The organism is Paenibacillus polymyxa (assembly GCF_001719045.1).
Classification (GTDB): domain Bacteria; phylum Bacillota; class Bacilli; order Paenibacillales; family Paenibacillaceae; genus Paenibacillus; species Paenibacillus polymyxa_B.
The window spans coordinates 4,282,992-4,297,682 of the sequence record NZ_CP015423.1 but is presented as its reverse complement, the minus strand read 5'-3'; the positions used below and the strand labels follow the sequence as shown (position 1 = coordinate 4,297,682).

Below are 14,691 nucleotides of genomic sequence, written 5' to 3'. Positions count from 1 at the left end.
ATTCTTCTTTATCACAGTTATTAAAACAAAAAAAGCATCCCTTCACGTAAACCGTGTCAGGATGCTTTTTTAACTAGGTCTTGCATATAATGCGGTCGAGAGGACTCGAACCTCCACGGGCGTACGCCCACTACCCCCTCAAGATAGCGTGTCTGCCATTCCACCACGACCGCAAATCATAATGTATTGAGGCAACAGATTTATTATACTCTCTCATCAACTATTTGTAAACACAAATATAATAATTATTTTATATGTTATTTTATCTAACATATATGAGCGATAATAATATTTAATTTGACACAAATGCTGATAGAATGTAAATATATATTACATATATTTCGAATTTTTTCGTTACCCCTAAGTAAAAAGTAAAATAATATAACATAATGATTCACTTCGAGGAGGCGAACCACCCTGCATAAAGGCAACCGTTTGCTGAACTATGCATTATTGTTGGACCCTTCCCTACCTGTTGGTGGCTTCACCCGTTTTAACGGACTGGAGAAACTATTCCGCAACGGACATTTGAACAGTTTACAAGACCTGAAACATTACATGCTGGATGATTTGTATCCTCAATTTACAACCGTTGACGGCATGGCTATCAAAAGTCTGTATGTCGCAATCCAACAGAATGACGGTTGGCGGATCGCTCTCATTGATAAGATGCTGCATACCCAACGTCCCTCCTTGCAGCACGTGAAGGAGTTGCGTCTATCCGGTCAGCGTCTACTCAAGCTCGCTAAGGCTCTTTATCCTTGGCTTGAATTTGACCAGTTGGAATCCATACTCATTCAATACAATGCAATTGGCACACTCGCTACCGTTCACACCTGGATTAACTTCCTTCTCGGAAACGATGTAGAACAGACCGTTCACGGCTATCTTGGCGCAGCGGTGTCCTTCTGTGTGGAAGATGCCTTCAAACTACTCAATCCTCCCTATGAGGAAAAGAACCCTTTTATGGAGCGTATGACCAGCGAGCTGCTCTCCGCATGGAAGAAGCTTAACGAACCTGAGCCAACCGCATTTCAGCGTCGCTTTCTTCACAGACATTGGTCCAGCTCCTACATCACTCTACCGCCTTTTATGAGCCATAATGGCCAGTTGAATGAATTTAGACTTCTTTCCTCCCCAGGCCTATTCAAACGTCTTCCAGCATCCCCCTGATGCGTCGTTTCGCTAATGTGGCAGCAACACCAAAAACACTCTGTCCCTTTCCTCAGGTGGCAGAGTGTTTTTTATCCACATATAATCGAAATTCACACCATTAGTAGACTCTAGACCGATTATCAGAACCACCTAGCACTTAATTAAGTAATTAATTCAACAAAATAACGTATTTGCGATTGTAAAAACACGTATAAAAGTGTATCATAGTTTCAGATGGTTAATTCTAACATGTTTACTGATGATTATTATAACACACCAATTATTCCGCAAGAATCCGTAAGGGGCGATTTCTCTTGAACAACAAAATGCCTGTCACCTCCTTCGGGTGGGCCATCAAACAACGGCTTGTCGAACTTCGACTGGATCAGAAAACATTTTGTGAGACACACAATATTCCGCCTTCACGCTTGTCCAATCTGATTCACGGCACCCGCAAAGCACAAAGGTACAGAAAACAAGTTGCTGCAATTCTGAACATCGACGATAACGATTATAAGGAGGCACCGCCACTCTAAACCCAACAAGCATTCCAGTTACATATAGGTCATTCCATATCACCAAGAAACCAAATAAACCCGTAAAGCGAACCCCTCCAGTTCGTTTACGGGTTTTCAACCCAGACGATCTTTAGCCAAAAAATTATTCCGGCTTTGTTTTATCCTTCTCACTTTTTTGCTTACGGTATTTCGCAAATTCAACATATTCTAAAATAAAATTCTGTTCTTCCGTCTCAAGATCTTCTGCCTGGCAATTCAGTGGCCCCATCACTCCAAAAAAATAAGCAGCCTTCTGCTCCTGAAGTACGCCTTCCCCTGGCTTAATCCCTTTCATTAACCAATCAAGCGATACATTAAAAAAGTCCGAAATCTGAATCAAATGGGCGGTACCCGGCGTTGTTTTACCTCTTCTCCAATCACCGAGATTCCCTGAACTGATTTTAAGTTTTTCACAAAATGCCTTCTTGGTCATTCCGCGATCCTTAATCAAAGCTTCAATCCGCTGATAAATAGTTTGATCTCCCAAAATGTTTCCCCTCCGACACAGTAACTTTTTCTGAAATAATTTTCATTTTTCAGCCTTACTCATTAGTAATCCTCATCAAATCCTAAGCAACCATTACCCCATAGTAGAATTGCGCTGGTTTTTCTCTTTACGAAAGCGGGTAAATTCAATATACTCAAGTATAAAATTTCTTTCCGCTTCACTAAGCGTTTCCCCCTGGCAATTCAGTTGCCCTGAAGCGTCAAAAAAATAAGGGTCTTGCGACTCCTTCAGCACCTCACCCTGTACATCTCGACCCAGCATAATCCAATCCAGACTGGCATCAAAAAAAGAAGCGATTTCAATGAGTTTATTCGTGCCCGGCGTCGTTTTTCCTCTTTTCCAATCCCCGAAGTTCCCTGTACTAATGCCTAACTGCTGGCAGAACGCCTTTTTCGTCATTCCCCGTTCCTTGATGAGTTCCTCAATGCGATGGTAAATAGATTGCATAGAAGTTCCTTCCTCCCTAGCAGGCTCTCAAATAACGATATCATGTTCTCTGTTCCCATTTCAAAGATCACGTATGCTAAAATTACCGAATTATGTATGTTGGTTTCCATTATACCACAACACGCAACAAAAACCGCCTGTTTTCCGAAGAAAGGGCGGTCTTTAAGCCAGTTCACTTACGCTAATCACGTAGCAGCGTTGTCGATTTTAAGTAAGATATGCTTCAATTCATTCAAAGTTTCGCTCAGATGCAATAAATCTTCTTCTGGCAGATACACCAGTCTTTCTTGAATTTTATTGGAGAAGGTATGAAATACCTGTTCACAAAAAGCATCGCCTTCCTGTGTAATCGCCACATTCACGACTCTGCGATCCGAATCACACGACTGGCGGTCAGCCAACCCATGCTCCACCAGTTTGTCCAGAAGAGGAGTCATGTTCGGACGTGAGACATTGAGCTGTTTGGATAAATCAGATACCGTAGACAAGCGCACCTCACGCAGAAGCAGTAATACCTGAAAGTTATTAGGCGACAAGTGTAATGGGAAATCGAGCGGACCGTAGGTGAAAAATTTCTTCTTCACAATCGGAAACAAGCCCAAAATATTTTCTGATATATTTCCTAACAGTTGAGTGTCCATATTTTTCACCGTCACTTCATAAGTTTATACTTATCATTCTATAACATTATGGCATTATATTATACTATGGAATCATTATTTCATCATAATCATTACTTTATTACATCACTACACAAATAAAAAAAGCCTCTACCGCGAGAGACTTTTCCGTTTATTCCATTGATGCGGTCGAGAGGACTCGAACCTCCACGAGCGTACGCTCACTACCCCCTCAAGATAGCGTGTCTGCCATTCCACCACGACCGCATAACAAAATATAAATGGTGAGCCATGAAGGACTCGAACCTTCGACACCCTGATTAAAAGTCAGGTGCTCTACCAACTGAGCTAATGGCTCATGCTGTTCATCCAAGCTGTCCGCCATTAGACCAGACCTCAGGAATTCCCTTAAGCATGCAACATGTAGTCTATAAAGACAACAATGACCCGTAGGGGATTCGAACCCCTGTTACCTCCGTGAAAGGGAGGTGTCTTAACCCCTTGACCAACGGGCCTTATTATTATGCGCCAACTTGGCGACAAGAAAGAGTATATCAAATAGAATAGCGAATGGCAATACTTATTTCTAAAATTTTTAAAAAAGCAGTTTTTATAAGTACAAAATGCATATTAACTTACAATCCCTTATCTTAAATCACTAAAATCCTGAAAACAGCGATAAACGATTGCAATATCACTTGTATTTACTTATAATCACTTACAAGATACCGAAATAATTATATATCAGAGGAGCTTTCTATGTATCAGGAAGAACGAATGTTAAAAATCGTTGATTACTTACAGCTTCATAAACGTATTTCGGTGGATGATATTTGTGAATTTTTTAATGTTTCACGAGATACGGCGCGTCGAGACCTCGTAAAACTTGAAGAACATCAAAAAATTATTCGCACCCGCGGCGGCGCTCTTCTCCCTACACTTCATCACGATCCAATTGGAAATTATAACGAAAGACTGCTTACTGTATCCGAGGAGAAACAAGTGATCGGACAGCTGGCTGCCAGCATGGTACGAGATAAGGATCGTATTATATTGGATTCCTCTACCACCGTACAGGCGTGTGCAGAAAGACTGAATGTGCAGGAATGTTCGGTCATCACCAATTCAATCAATCAGGCTGACGTGCTATCTGGTAAAGACGGTGTCTCCATACATCTGTTGGGAGGCCGCCTGCAAAAAGAACACCGATATGTATATGGCTCCTCCGTGATCGCCACTTTGTCTCACTATTTTGTAGACAAAGCCTTTATCGGGATTGGTGGTATATCTGCCCACGGACTAAGCCTAATTCATGAAGAAGACGGTATGCTGAAGCATCAGATGATGAAGCAGGCAGATCAGGTGATCATCCTTGCGGACCATTCGAAATTCGGAATCAATTTTCCATATCGTTTTGCCGATCTGTCTGAAGTTAATATCGTGATTACCGACAGATTGCCAGAACCAGCGATGCTGGAAATTTTGCAACATTATGATGTTGAAGTTGTTATACCCTCATAAAATATGAAACTGCTTAGCTAGAACTCAAGATTTATCACAGAGATATCGAAAGACAGGAGTTGGAGAGAAATGAAACTGTTTGCGATTGATATGGATGGAACACTGCTGAACGAGGAAGGAAAAATAAGCAAAGTGAACGCGGAGGCTATACGCCAAGCACAGCAGCAAGGCGTTCAGGTGACAATTGCCACTGGTAGAGCCGCTTATGACGCCTGGACGAAGCTAGAGGAAGCAGAGCTTGTAACTCCCGTCATTGGAGCAAACGGCGCAACCGTACACGATGTGCATCGTCGTCAGTTGACCTCTACTCCTATGGGCCGCAGTGAAACGTTTGAAGTGCTGAGCTGGCTGCATGACAACGACTTTTACTATGAGGTCATGACAGACCGCGCTATTTATTCTCCACAAAACGGACATCAGCTGCTTGCTGTTGAAATGGACCGCTTGCTGAGTGCCAACCCGGATATTTCGCTGGATACTTTATTACATGCAGCTGAAAAACAATATGAACAGACCGGACATACCCGGATCGCTTCATATGAGGACATTCCACTGGATGTAGAGATTTATAACGTGCTCTGTTTCTCCTTTGATCAAGCCAAATTAGAGCGGGGTCGTGAGCGTTATCGAGGTTTTCAGGGCCTAAACATGGTCATCTCTTCAGACCGTAACTTTGAAGTCGAGCATAGGGATGCGTCTAAAGGTAATGCATTGCGTTATCTGGCGAATCATCTGAGCATTCCCATGCAGGAAGCCGTAGCGATTGGGGACAGCTACAATGATATCTCCATGCTGACAATGGCAGGAACAGGCATTGCCATGGGCAATGCAAAAGACGACATCAAGGCCGTCTGCTCCCAAGTGACTCTGACTAATGCGGAAGATGGCGTCGCTCATGCTCTGTTGAACATACTCAAGACAGTCGAGGCTGACACCGTGAAATAGAAGTCATTGGCTGCGTACAAGACAGGCTAACGCCGCTTCAAGCTGTACGCAGCACGTCCCCTCTCCATTTAAACGATTTCAGTCCACCGTTATTCTCAAAGCAGATATAGACGAAAAGGACGCTCGCCAGCATCATTACAATGCATACGAGCGTCCTTTTTCTACTTAAAATACCAACGGAGAGAGAGGGATTCGAACCCTCGCACCGCTTTCGCAGCCTAACCCCTTAGCAGAGGGTCCCCTTATAGCCACTTGGGTACCTCTCCATGGCTCCCCGAACAGGACTCGAACCTGTGACAACTCGATTAACAGTCGAGTGCTCTACCAACTGAGCTATCAGGGAACATTATTGTAAATTATCTTACAGTATGGTTAATTTACCATGATTCAGGGGGTGCCGTCAAGTGCCAACAGGCGAAGCTTCCCTCCACATTTCCCACAGCGATACCGCTGAGGATTCATCTTACGCTTGCGCATATACTCCTGTTTACAGGAAACGCATACTAGCTTGTAACGATAAGGCTGAGGCTTACGTTCCGTTCTTCCCGGCAGAGTCTGACAATGCCTGCTTCCTCCTACACGGGCCAGCCATGCTTTGAAGTCAGCATCTCGATGCTGATAGCCCATCCCGCGCAAATGCAAATGATAATGGCACAGCTCATGTTTAATAATTTTCTCCACCTCAGAACGTCCGTAAGCTGCGAGTTGATGTGGATTAATTTCAATATGATGACTTTTCATAAAATACCTACCACCTGTGGAAGACAAGCGCGCATTAAAGGTGGCTTGATGTCGAAACGGCACGCCGAAGCTCTCCAGCGAAATGCGCTCTACCCATTCTTGAAGCTCTTCATTACTCATAGAACGGCTCATTGAATGGTTCATTGAATCGCTCAGGGACTTGGACTCCATCCTAACGGTCTCTCCTCCTTTGTTCCTTACTGACAAGCATATTATAAAATAACGACCGAAGTCTAACCCCCAATTCATAAGCACACTTTAGGTACCCACCCCATATGCTAAACATACAGATGTAACGCAGAGGAGGAGATCGGCTTGCCTCAATGGCTCAGCAACCAGCTCATGCGGGCCTTTTACAAAAAGGACCGGCGTCAAATTAAACTGTTGAACGATTGTTGGTTTTTTTATCATAAAGCACCTGGCGTGGAGTTCGATGCCAACAACGGGTAAAAGCTAAAGGCATCCAAAAATGAAAGCCGGAATCTCCGATACAGTTCGGAGATTCCGGCTTTTGTTATACCTTCACAAGAAGGTTGTACAGCTTTATTTAAAGTATTATGCCTGCGATTGCGCCTCTGCAGGAGGTTTCATCGTCAGACCAACCCTGCCTTTTTTCAAATCAACATTCAACACCCACACCGTTACGTTATCACCGACAGATACGACATCCATCGGATGCTTTACAAAGCCACTGCGCAGCTGTGAAATATGAACCAACCCGTCACTTTTAATACCGATATCGACAAACGCGCCGAAATCAATGACATTGCGGACGGTTCCCTGAAGTTCCATACCCGGTGCCAAATCCTCGATCTTCAGCACATCCTTGCGGAATACCGGCAACGGCAGCTCGTCACGTGGGTCACGGCCCGGACGCTGGAGGCTGTCCAGAATATCCTTCAGTGTCGGCACGCCGACTTCCAGCTTGGCGGCCAGTTCGTCAATGTTGGACACCCTCAGTGCTTCCATTGCAGTCTTAGTACCCAGATCGTGAGCGCTGATGTTCAGTTCCGCCAACAGGCGGTCTACGACAGCATACGATTCAGGGTGAATCGGTGTACGGTCCAGCGGATTTTCTCCACCCGGTATACGGATAAAGCCTACAGATTGCTCGTAGGTTTTTGCACCAAGACGCGGCACCTTCTGCAATTGACGACGGTTGCTGAATTTTCCGTTTTCCTCACGGTACTTAACGATGTTTTTGGCAATCGTCGCGTTGATCCCTGCTACATAGGATAACAGCGCAGAGGAAGCCGTGTTCACATCCACACCGACATGGTTAACGGCTGATTCGACAACGTCCTTTAAGCTTTCATCCAGATGTTTCTGCGACACATCATGCTGGTATTGGCCTACACCAATAGCCTTCGGCTCAATTTTGACCAGCTCAGCCAGAGGGTCCTGCACACGACGTGCGATGGAAGCCGCACTGCGCTCAGCCACGTCCAAATCGGGAAATTCCTCCTGTGCCAGCTTGGAGGCAGAGTATACGCTCGCGCCCGCCTCATTGACGATCAGATACGCTAGACTGCTGTCACCAATGTCCGCGATGACTTCCGCTACGAATTGCTCTGTCTCGCGCGAAGCGGTTCCGTTACCAATGACAATCAATTCGATCCCGTATTGGGCAATCAACTGCTTGAACTTTTCAGCAGCCTCGCGCTTCTTGTTGTTCGGCGGTGTCGGATACGTCACTGCCACTTCCAGCAGCTTGCCTGTGTCATCGACAACCGCCAGCTTACAGCCTGTCCGATAGGCCGGATCGACACCGAGCACACGTCGGCCCTTGATCGGAGCCTGTAGCAACAGACTGCGCAAGTTGCCTGCAAAGATGGAGATGGCCTGCTGCTCGCCCTTCTCTGTCATTTCAGCGCGTACTTCACGCTCGATAGATGGCGCGATAAGTCTTTTATACGCATCCTCAATGACACTGCGCAGCAGTTCCTCCACGACTGATGATCCTTTAATCACTTGACCTGCCACGTAATTGTAAATGGAATCTGGCACTACCTCCAAACCAACCTTAAGAATGCCTTCCCGCTCTCCGCGATTAATCGCCAGAATACGGTGAGGTGGCATTTTCTTAGCAAGTTCACGATAGCTATAGTAGTTCTCATACACGGATTCTTGCTCCGCATCCTTCGCTTCGGAGGTCAACATACCATGGTCCAGCGTATATCGGCGTACCCATTGGCGAATAGCCGCATCATCCGCTATATTTTCAGCTAAAATATCTAAGGCTCCTTGGATGGCCGCCTCGGGATTTTCAACTCCCAGCTCAGCATTCACATAGGATTCCGCTTCTTTCAAAGCATCGCCCTGCTTCGGCTGGCTCCAGATCCAGATGGAGAGCGGCTCCAGTCCCCGTTCCTTTGCTACACTGGCGCGGGTTTTGCGCTTTTGCCGATACGGACGGTACAGATCCTCCACTTCCTGAAGTTTAACCGCAGAGGTGATAGCAGCCTGCAGGTCTTCCGTCAGCTTGCCCTGCTCATCAATAATGCGGATGACCTCTACCTTACGATCCTCCAGATTACGCAAATACACCACACGATCTTCAATTTCACGTAGCTGATTTTCATCCAGCTCTCCTGTCATTTCCTTACGATAACGCGCGATAAAAGGAATTGTATTCCCTTCATCCAACAAACTGATCGTTGTCCGGATTTGCTTGAGTGCCAGCGACAGCTCTCTCGCCACTTGTTTGACAATCCGCTCTTGGCGTTCTGCTTCGTTCGGCTCCTGCCGGATTTCCGTCTTCGTTTCCTCGTTAGACAAACCTATCCCTTCTTCCTCACAGCTCTTGTCTTACACCATGTCTTTCATTATCACAAAAAATGATTCAAAGCGCCAGCAGGTGACGTTAAAGCAAGCCCTACCTGCATTTTTCATTGGACACGCAAAAGGACAGCGCCCAAGCGCTGCCCTTTTCCCGTTTCACTCGTCGTTCCATCACGCTAAAAATCAATCAAACCGAGACTGATTTGTAGCGAATCGCTCACTTTGCGCATGGTTTCTTCGTCTAAATGGGTGATTTTGTCGGTAAGCCTCTGCTTGTCGATCGTCCGAATTTGCTCCAGAAGAACAACGGAATCACGATCAAAGCCATGCGTCGCCGCGTCGATTTCCACGTGTGTAGGCAGCTTTGCCTTCTGAATCTGGGCGGTGATGGCTGCTACGATCACAGTAGGACTAAACCGGTTGCCGATATCATTTTGAATGATCAGCACAGGTCTGACGCCACCTTGCTCGGAACCGACTACGGGTGAAAGGTCTGCAAAAAAAACGTCGCCGCGCTTTACGATCAATATGGATTACACCCCGCTAACTGTACGGCCCAAGGTGCTGTTTGCATCTTCCTCCGCGTGAAAGGCTTCGGATGCCATGGTTAAGTTAATTTTAGCCATTTCCATGTATCCACGCTGCATAGCTTCACGAATGTAACGTTTTTTTCGTTCACCTACATACAGCTTCATGGCCTGCCTGATAAATTCACTGCGGTTGGAATTTTCCATAGCTACGATCCCGTCCACTTCCTGCAAGAGATGATCTGGCAAACTGATCATTATTCTTTTGGTGTTCTGCAAATTGGCCAACTTCTCTTCCACCCCCAAAACCTTGTCGCCATTGTACCATTATAACGTTATTCCCGGTAATTTATTCAAACGGAATACAAGAGAATGTATATGACATTCGTATATCATCTATGCTGCATTCCATTATAAACTACGCAGTTCGTTTTCGTACAGGCGTTTGATCCCCGAAATACAAGTGTCAGCGGAGCCTAATGCGTCTTTTGACAGTTATAGCGCTCTTTTCTTTCCTTTGTACATATTTCGGGACGTTCTGCGAAAACTCCTGCTTTTATTCGGTAATTTGCGTTATGAAATTAATTCCAGCGGGTTGGAAGAAGCGAGTTCACTCGAACAACAGGAACATGACCTCGTGTGTATACACGCGGTACCCTGTCTGCGATCATGCAGATTACCTCATAGTGGATCGTACCAAGCTTGGATGCCAGCTCATCCGCCGCGATAGTTTCGCCGGACTGCTGGCCGATGAGAACAACCTCTTCGCCGGTTTGGATTTCTTCCGCATCTTCTGCGAAAGATTGTAAGGATACCATACACTGGTCCATGCAAATCGTACCGAGTACCGGGACGCGGCGACCGCGTATCAACACTTCGATCTTCCCACTCAGCATGCGGGAGTATCCATCCGCATAGCCGATTGGCAGTGTACCGATCCGTTCTTCACTGGAGGTCACGTACCGGGTGCCATAGCTAACTCCCCAGCCGGGAGGAAGCGTCTTGGTATAAACCACTGCCGTCTTTAATGACAACACAGGCAACAGTTCAATGGCTTGCCGGTTAACCTCATCAGACGGGTACAGACCGTATATACTGATACCAATCCGCACCATATTGGGGGAAAGAGAAGGGGTATCAATGGTGGCGGCGCTGTTGCCCGTATGTATAATGGGAATGGTGATACCTTGTTCCCTTAGCGCTTCCGCCACGCCCCGAAACCGATCATATTGTAGCAGTGTATAGCTTTTGTCTTCTTCATCCGCGCGGGCAAAATGGGTGTACATGCCTTCCAGCAGCACTTGCTCTAATTCGTTAGCCTGCCGGACAAAAGCCATAGCCTCTTCTCCAGGCAACAAACCCAGTCTTCCCATGCCGCTGTCTATTTTGATGTGCACCTTCAGCTTGCGTTCGTTTCCTTGGCGGTCCAGTCTGCGGATACCCTCCAGCACTTCCTCACTGAACACTGTCAATGAGATATCATGCTCCCAAGCCGTTTGTACAGCTTCCGGTGAGGTATAACCGAGTACTAGAATTGGTAGCTGAACCCCCGCATGACGAAGCTCCAACGCTTCATCCAGAAAAGCGACGCTCAAATAATCCGCACCAAGGCGTTCCAATTCCTTTGAAATTTCCACGGCACCGTGTCCGTAGGCATTTGCCTTGACACAGACCAGCATCAGCTTATCCGCTGGCAATGCCTTGCGAAAAGCTTCATAGTTGGCGCCAAGGAGATCCAGGTTTATTTCGGCCCGGGTCGATCTGTATTGTGCTTGCAAAATCCAGTCACCTTCTTCAATTGTTAGCCTGTAACATAACCTTTACCATTCGGAGTGTGGCACATACCTTACTTCCAAAGGTTAATGGTAATGTTCAGAAACGTGGCTGTCAATGGCGGGGGGCGTTTGCCAGCATCCTCTACAATGAACACGACTTACAAGCGATGCACATCCTAGACCGCGAATGAACAAAAGACGGATACGGGCGGCAGCAGAGTAATTTACACTCTAGACCGTCTGCATCCGTCTATAAAGTTTTATTTACCCGATTGATCCTGTATAGAAGCGGCAATTTGTATCATTTCGCTCACAGGCAGGTCAGCACTGGTGATTCTGAACTCGATTCCGTCATTCATCCAGGTCATCGTCTGCTGTTCGCTTCCGGTCAGAACGGCGAAGCTTCCTCCAATATCAACCAGTTCACCTGCGGCCAGTGCAACCGCCCGATCTTTTGGACGCGCCTCCACAATGGTATAATTATACGTTCCACTATACCGCAGCATCACGGCATGTGTATCATTATCCTCCAGCTCCGGCGTATCCTTGATCTGTACTCCGGCTGGCGTGTAGGACGGTTCGATCAAGCCGAATTCACCCATCACAGCTTCTGCCGCATCTGTTCCCGCTGACGTTCCGTTTGCGGGATCCGATGTGCCCGGGGTTTGTTGCTGTGCCTCTGCGTTGGCTGCTGCATCCGGTTTGGACGTATCGTTTGTGGCAGTACCGTCCACCTTCGCTTCCCCTGACGGCTGCTGGACTGCATCCCCTGCTGTTCCCTGTTCTTGTCCGGGTTCGCCAGACGTCACGCCAGTCGTCCCATCCATCGCACCGGAAGGATCAAGCTGACCGCTGGGCTCCACTGCTCCAGAAGATGGCGCCCCTTCGCTACCCGTACTCGTCTTACCTGAAGCCATGTTCCGCTCCATATCAAAAGAGTCTTTGTCAAACTTCGTATCAAAAGCAAATTGATCGAATTTCAGATCAACAACTACCTTGGCATTCGCATCAGACACCTGTACCTGAGTGGGTGCATAGTCATTTTTGGACAGCCATATCTTTTGTCTCACCAGCGCATGGCTGTTGTAATTCGCTGCCACATCAAACACATAGGATTTATCGTCGGTAGCCAACTGACGGGAGGCATCGCCTATAATGCTGCGAACCAACGTTTCATATAAATATACTTGACCCTGATTGTTTGGCCAGTCGCTTTTGAAACGGAAGCTTTTGTTCAGGCTGGGTGTCAGTACAAATACACCCTCATCATTACGAAGCACGATTTGCGTAACATCCTTTTTCTCGTTCGTCATGGCAATTCGGTAATAGGACGGCTTGCGGTAGGAAATATCCACCTTGTATTCCTGCGGCGTGTCGCCGGTATGCAGCGTCATCAAAGCTGTACCGTGGTAGCTGTTCAGGTCGCTCACCACGTCACTCAAATCTTTAACCACATCGTCCGCGCTCTTCTTGCCGCACCCGGCCAGCAGTAGCGTTACACACATGACCATGGCAAGCATCCATGAAATCCGGCGCATGTCATCAACCCCTTCAGCACATGTTTTAAATGAATTAGTACATGTCTATGAAGGACTTGTTCGATTTATGCAGACTGGCATGACAAGCTTGAACGTATCCTTGTGTAATACTATAGAATCTTTTGAAGACTGATAATAAATTCATACAGGAAATAAAAAGAACCTCCCCCGTTCAGTTCACTGCTTTTTCATTTTAAAGAAATTGCGTTGATTGGTGAGCCTACCGATGAATTATTATCACGTCCCAATTCATACCACTGTCTGCTTATGTTCATCGGTGGGACAGGTATGGTAGACATTGGCTCAGAGCAGTATCTATTCCATACAGGTCATGGATATTGGCTAGCTCCAGGTGAATCCTATCAAATCGCTCCCCTGAATGGAACTGTGCCCGAATACTACAAAATCACGTTTGAGGTCATCGCTTTGCCGTCAGAACCACAAGCGGACATGGCCTTAGGTGAACACGCATCGCGTATGCCATCCCTATATCATGGACCTGTCCTGCCGAGACCGCGCGAATGCATCGTCTCCTCTTCTTCCTCCAAACTTATTCAGTTGACTGAAGAGCTATTTCATAGTACCCAACAAACGATACAGCCGCATAACCAGATATCTGTATTACGGCAGCAAATCATGTTTCAAGAGTTGCTCTTGCTGTGGCAGGAAGACCACACCCATATTGATCAAAATGCTACCTCTAATCCGGCATTGCCAGCATCGGTAGAAGGCACTCTCTCATATATGGAAAGCAACTATGAAAAGCCCATTACCGTCAAGCAGCTTGCCGAGCAGGCGAACGTTTCCATATGGCAATACTCACAATTGTTTCGTAAAATGACAGGCAAAAAGCCGCTGCATTACCTCACTGAGCTGCGCTTGAATCATGCCAAGCGGCTGCTGCTGGATTGCAAACGGCCTTTACGTGAAATTGCCCGTCAGGTTGGTTTCTCTGACGAATATTATTTTAATCGGCGGTTTAGGCAATTGACCGGGATTCCCCCGGGCAAGTACGCGCTTTCTGTCTCCGGTTCTGTGCGCGTCAAGGATTGGACGGGTCACCATATTCATATTCCGCGCCGAGCAAGCCGCATCATCTATCATGGAGAAACGATGGGCGATCTATTGGCATTAGGGGCCAAAGCCAGCGGCGGAAGTCTGCGACTCAGTGAATACAGCGTCTATAAACATCGTCTTGTGAAATGTCGCCGATGTGGGCCTTCCACTGGATACCCGCTTGACCAGTGCTCTCGATCCTGATCTAATTATCATCGCTAATTCAGATGAACAGGAATATGAGCGCATTGCCAGTATCGCTCCCACCGTCACCTTCAACTCCTTCGCCACGCTGGAGGAACGGATGCGTACACTTGGCACCTGGCTCGGTAAGGAGCGGGAGGCCGAACGCTGGTTGTCTACCTTCACAGCCCGTAATCTGGCAATGTGGCAGCAGCTCGGTACGCAAATTACAGCCGGAGAAACGGCCTCCGTCTTCAACTGGAGCGATGCCATGACCCGGCAAAAACTGCTTACTGCACTGCCCAAACTGCTCGTCACTTCATCCTGATAAGCTGCC

Annotated in this window: 16 protein-coding genes and 6 tRNA genes; 7 read left to right on the top strand and 15 right to left on the bottom strand. The window is 46.9% G+C overall.

Annotated features, from left to right (window positions below; all coding sequences use genetic code 11):
* Positions 1–90 precede the first annotated feature (90 nt).
* A tRNA-Leu gene (locus tag AOU00_RS19265) sits at positions 91–173 on the bottom strand.
* Between the two features lie 262 nt (positions 174–435).
* On the opposite strand from AOU00_RS19265, the gene AOU00_RS19260 reads away from it, so the two are divergent.
* Together AOU00_RS19260 and AOU00_RS19255 are read left to right on the top strand one after the other, a co-directional pair.
* Complete coding sequence (locus tag AOU00_RS19260) at positions 436–1,173, top strand: urease accessory protein UreF (RefSeq protein WP_069291381.1); 738 nt, start codon at positions 436–438, stop codon at positions 1,171–1,173.
* A gap of 296 nt (positions 1,174–1,469) precedes the next feature.
* Entirely contained in the window at positions 1,470–1,691 is a 222-nt protein-coding gene (locus AOU00_RS19255; RefSeq protein ID WP_069291380.1) for a Rha family transcriptional regulator, read from the top strand.
* Between the two features lie 124 nt (positions 1,692–1,815).
* Here AOU00_RS19255 and AOU00_RS19250 read toward each other — a convergent pair whose 3' ends face one another.
* From AOU00_RS19250 to AOU00_RS19225, 6 genes are all read right to left on the bottom strand, one after another.
* Positions 1,816–2,199 carry a helix-turn-helix domain-containing protein gene (locus AOU00_RS19250; RefSeq protein ID WP_069291379.1) on the bottom strand — a complete coding sequence of 128 codons (384 nt, stop codon included), beginning with the start codon at positions 2,197–2,199 and terminating at the stop codon, positions 1,816–1,818.
* Positions 2,200–2,292: 93 nt separating this feature from the next.
* Positions 2,293–2,667, bottom strand: a complete 375-nt coding sequence (locus tag AOU00_RS19245) for a helix-turn-helix domain-containing protein (RefSeq protein ID WP_069291378.1) — start codon at positions 2,665–2,667, stop codon at positions 2,293–2,295.
* A gap of 185 nt (positions 2,668–2,852) precedes the next feature.
* The gene (locus AOU00_RS19240; protein WP_061829577.1) at positions 2,853–3,308 is read right to left on the bottom strand and encodes a MarR family winged helix-turn-helix transcriptional regulator; all 456 of its coding nucleotides are present in this window, start codon (positions 3,306–3,308) and stop codon (positions 2,853–2,855) included.
* Positions 3,309–3,471: 163 nt separating this feature from the next.
* Positions 3,472–3,554 (bottom strand) — tRNA-Leu (locus tag AOU00_RS19235).
* 15 nt (positions 3,555–3,569) lie between these two features.
* Positions 3,570–3,645 (bottom strand) — tRNA-Lys (locus AOU00_RS19230).
* A gap of 85 nt (positions 3,646–3,730) precedes the next feature.
* Positions 3,731–3,802: transfer RNA gene (locus AOU00_RS19225), tRNA-Glu, on the bottom strand.
* Positions 3,803–4,046: 244 nt separating this feature from the next.
* On the opposite strand from AOU00_RS19225, the gene AOU00_RS19220 reads away from it, so the two are divergent.
* Together AOU00_RS19220 and AOU00_RS19215 are read left to right on the top strand one after the other, a co-directional pair.
* The gene (locus tag AOU00_RS19220) at positions 4,047–4,808 is read left to right on the top strand and encodes a DeoR/GlpR family DNA-binding transcription regulator (RefSeq protein ID WP_069291377.1); all 762 of its coding nucleotides are present in this window, start codon (positions 4,047–4,049) and stop codon (positions 4,806–4,808) included.
* 69 nt (positions 4,809–4,877) lie between these two features.
* On the top strand, positions 4,878–5,753 hold the full coding sequence (locus AOU00_RS19215) for a Cof-type HAD-IIB family hydrolase (RefSeq protein WP_069291376.1): 876 nt from the start codon (positions 4,878–4,880) through the stop codon (positions 5,751–5,753).
* Positions 5,754–5,930: 177 nt separating this feature from the next.
* On the opposite strand, the gene AOU00_RS19210 is transcribed toward AOU00_RS19215, so the two are convergent.
* The 3 genes from AOU00_RS19210 to AOU00_RS19200 form a co-directional block, all read right to left on the bottom strand.
* A tRNA-Ser gene (locus tag AOU00_RS19210) sits at positions 5,931–6,019 on the bottom strand.
* Position 6,020: 1 nt separating this feature from the next.
* Positions 6,021–6,096 (bottom strand) — tRNA-Asn (locus tag AOU00_RS19205).
* Positions 6,097–6,140: 44 nt separating this feature from the next.
* On the bottom strand, positions 6,141–6,665 hold the full coding sequence (locus tag AOU00_RS19200) for a SprT family protein (RefSeq protein ID WP_069291375.1): 525 nt from the start codon (positions 6,663–6,665) through the stop codon (positions 6,141–6,143).
* A gap of 144 nt (positions 6,666–6,809) precedes the next feature.
* On the opposite strand from AOU00_RS19200, the gene cmpA reads away from it, so the two are divergent.
* The gene (gene cmpA / locus AOU00_RS26350) at positions 6,810–6,944 is read left to right on the top strand and encodes a cortex morphogenetic protein CmpA (protein WP_007429337.1); all 135 of its coding nucleotides are present in this window, start codon (positions 6,810–6,812) and stop codon (positions 6,942–6,944) included.
* Between the two features lie 105 nt (positions 6,945–7,049).
* Here cmpA and AOU00_RS19195 read toward each other — a convergent pair whose 3' ends face one another.
* From AOU00_RS19195 to AOU00_RS19175, 5 genes are all read right to left on the bottom strand, one after another.
* Entirely contained in the window at positions 7,050–9,272 is a 2,223-nt protein-coding gene (locus AOU00_RS19195; protein WP_069291374.1) for a Tex family protein, read from the bottom strand.
* Positions 9,273–9,451: 179 nt separating this feature from the next.
* Entirely contained in the window at positions 9,452–9,802 is a 351-nt protein-coding gene (locus tag AOU00_RS19190) for a type II toxin-antitoxin system PemK/MazF family toxin (RefSeq protein WP_007429335.1), read from the bottom strand.
* 6 nt (positions 9,803–9,808) lie between these two features.
* Positions 9,809–10,090, bottom strand: a complete 282-nt coding sequence (locus AOU00_RS19185) for a CopG family ribbon-helix-helix protein (RefSeq protein WP_007429334.1) — start codon at positions 10,088–10,090, stop codon at positions 9,809–9,811.
* Between the two features lie 293 nt (positions 10,091–10,383).
* Complete coding sequence (gene alr, locus AOU00_RS19180; RefSeq protein WP_069291373.1) at positions 10,384–11,580, bottom strand: alanine racemase; 1,197 nt, start codon at positions 11,578–11,580, stop codon at positions 10,384–10,386.
* A 257-nt stretch (positions 11,581–11,837) separates the two neighbouring features.
* On the bottom strand, positions 11,838–13,115 hold the full coding sequence (locus AOU00_RS19175) for an outer membrane lipoprotein-sorting protein (RefSeq protein ID WP_069291372.1): 1,278 nt from the start codon (positions 13,113–13,115) through the stop codon (positions 11,838–11,840).
* Positions 13,116–13,403: 288 nt separating this feature from the next.
* On the opposite strand from AOU00_RS19175, the gene AOU00_RS19170 reads away from it, so the two are divergent.
* Entirely contained in the window at positions 13,404–14,375 is a 972-nt protein-coding gene (locus AOU00_RS19170) for an AraC family transcriptional regulator (protein ID WP_237166209.1), read from the top strand.
* The gene (locus AOU00_RS27165; RefSeq protein WP_235307724.1) at positions 14,353–14,682 is read left to right on the top strand and encodes an ABC transporter substrate-binding protein; all 330 of its coding nucleotides are present in this window, start codon (positions 14,353–14,355) and stop codon (positions 14,680–14,682) included. The genes AOU00_RS19170 and AOU00_RS27165 overlap by 23 nt, the downstream gene beginning before the upstream one ends.
* Positions 14,683–14,691: the final 9 nt, after the last annotated feature.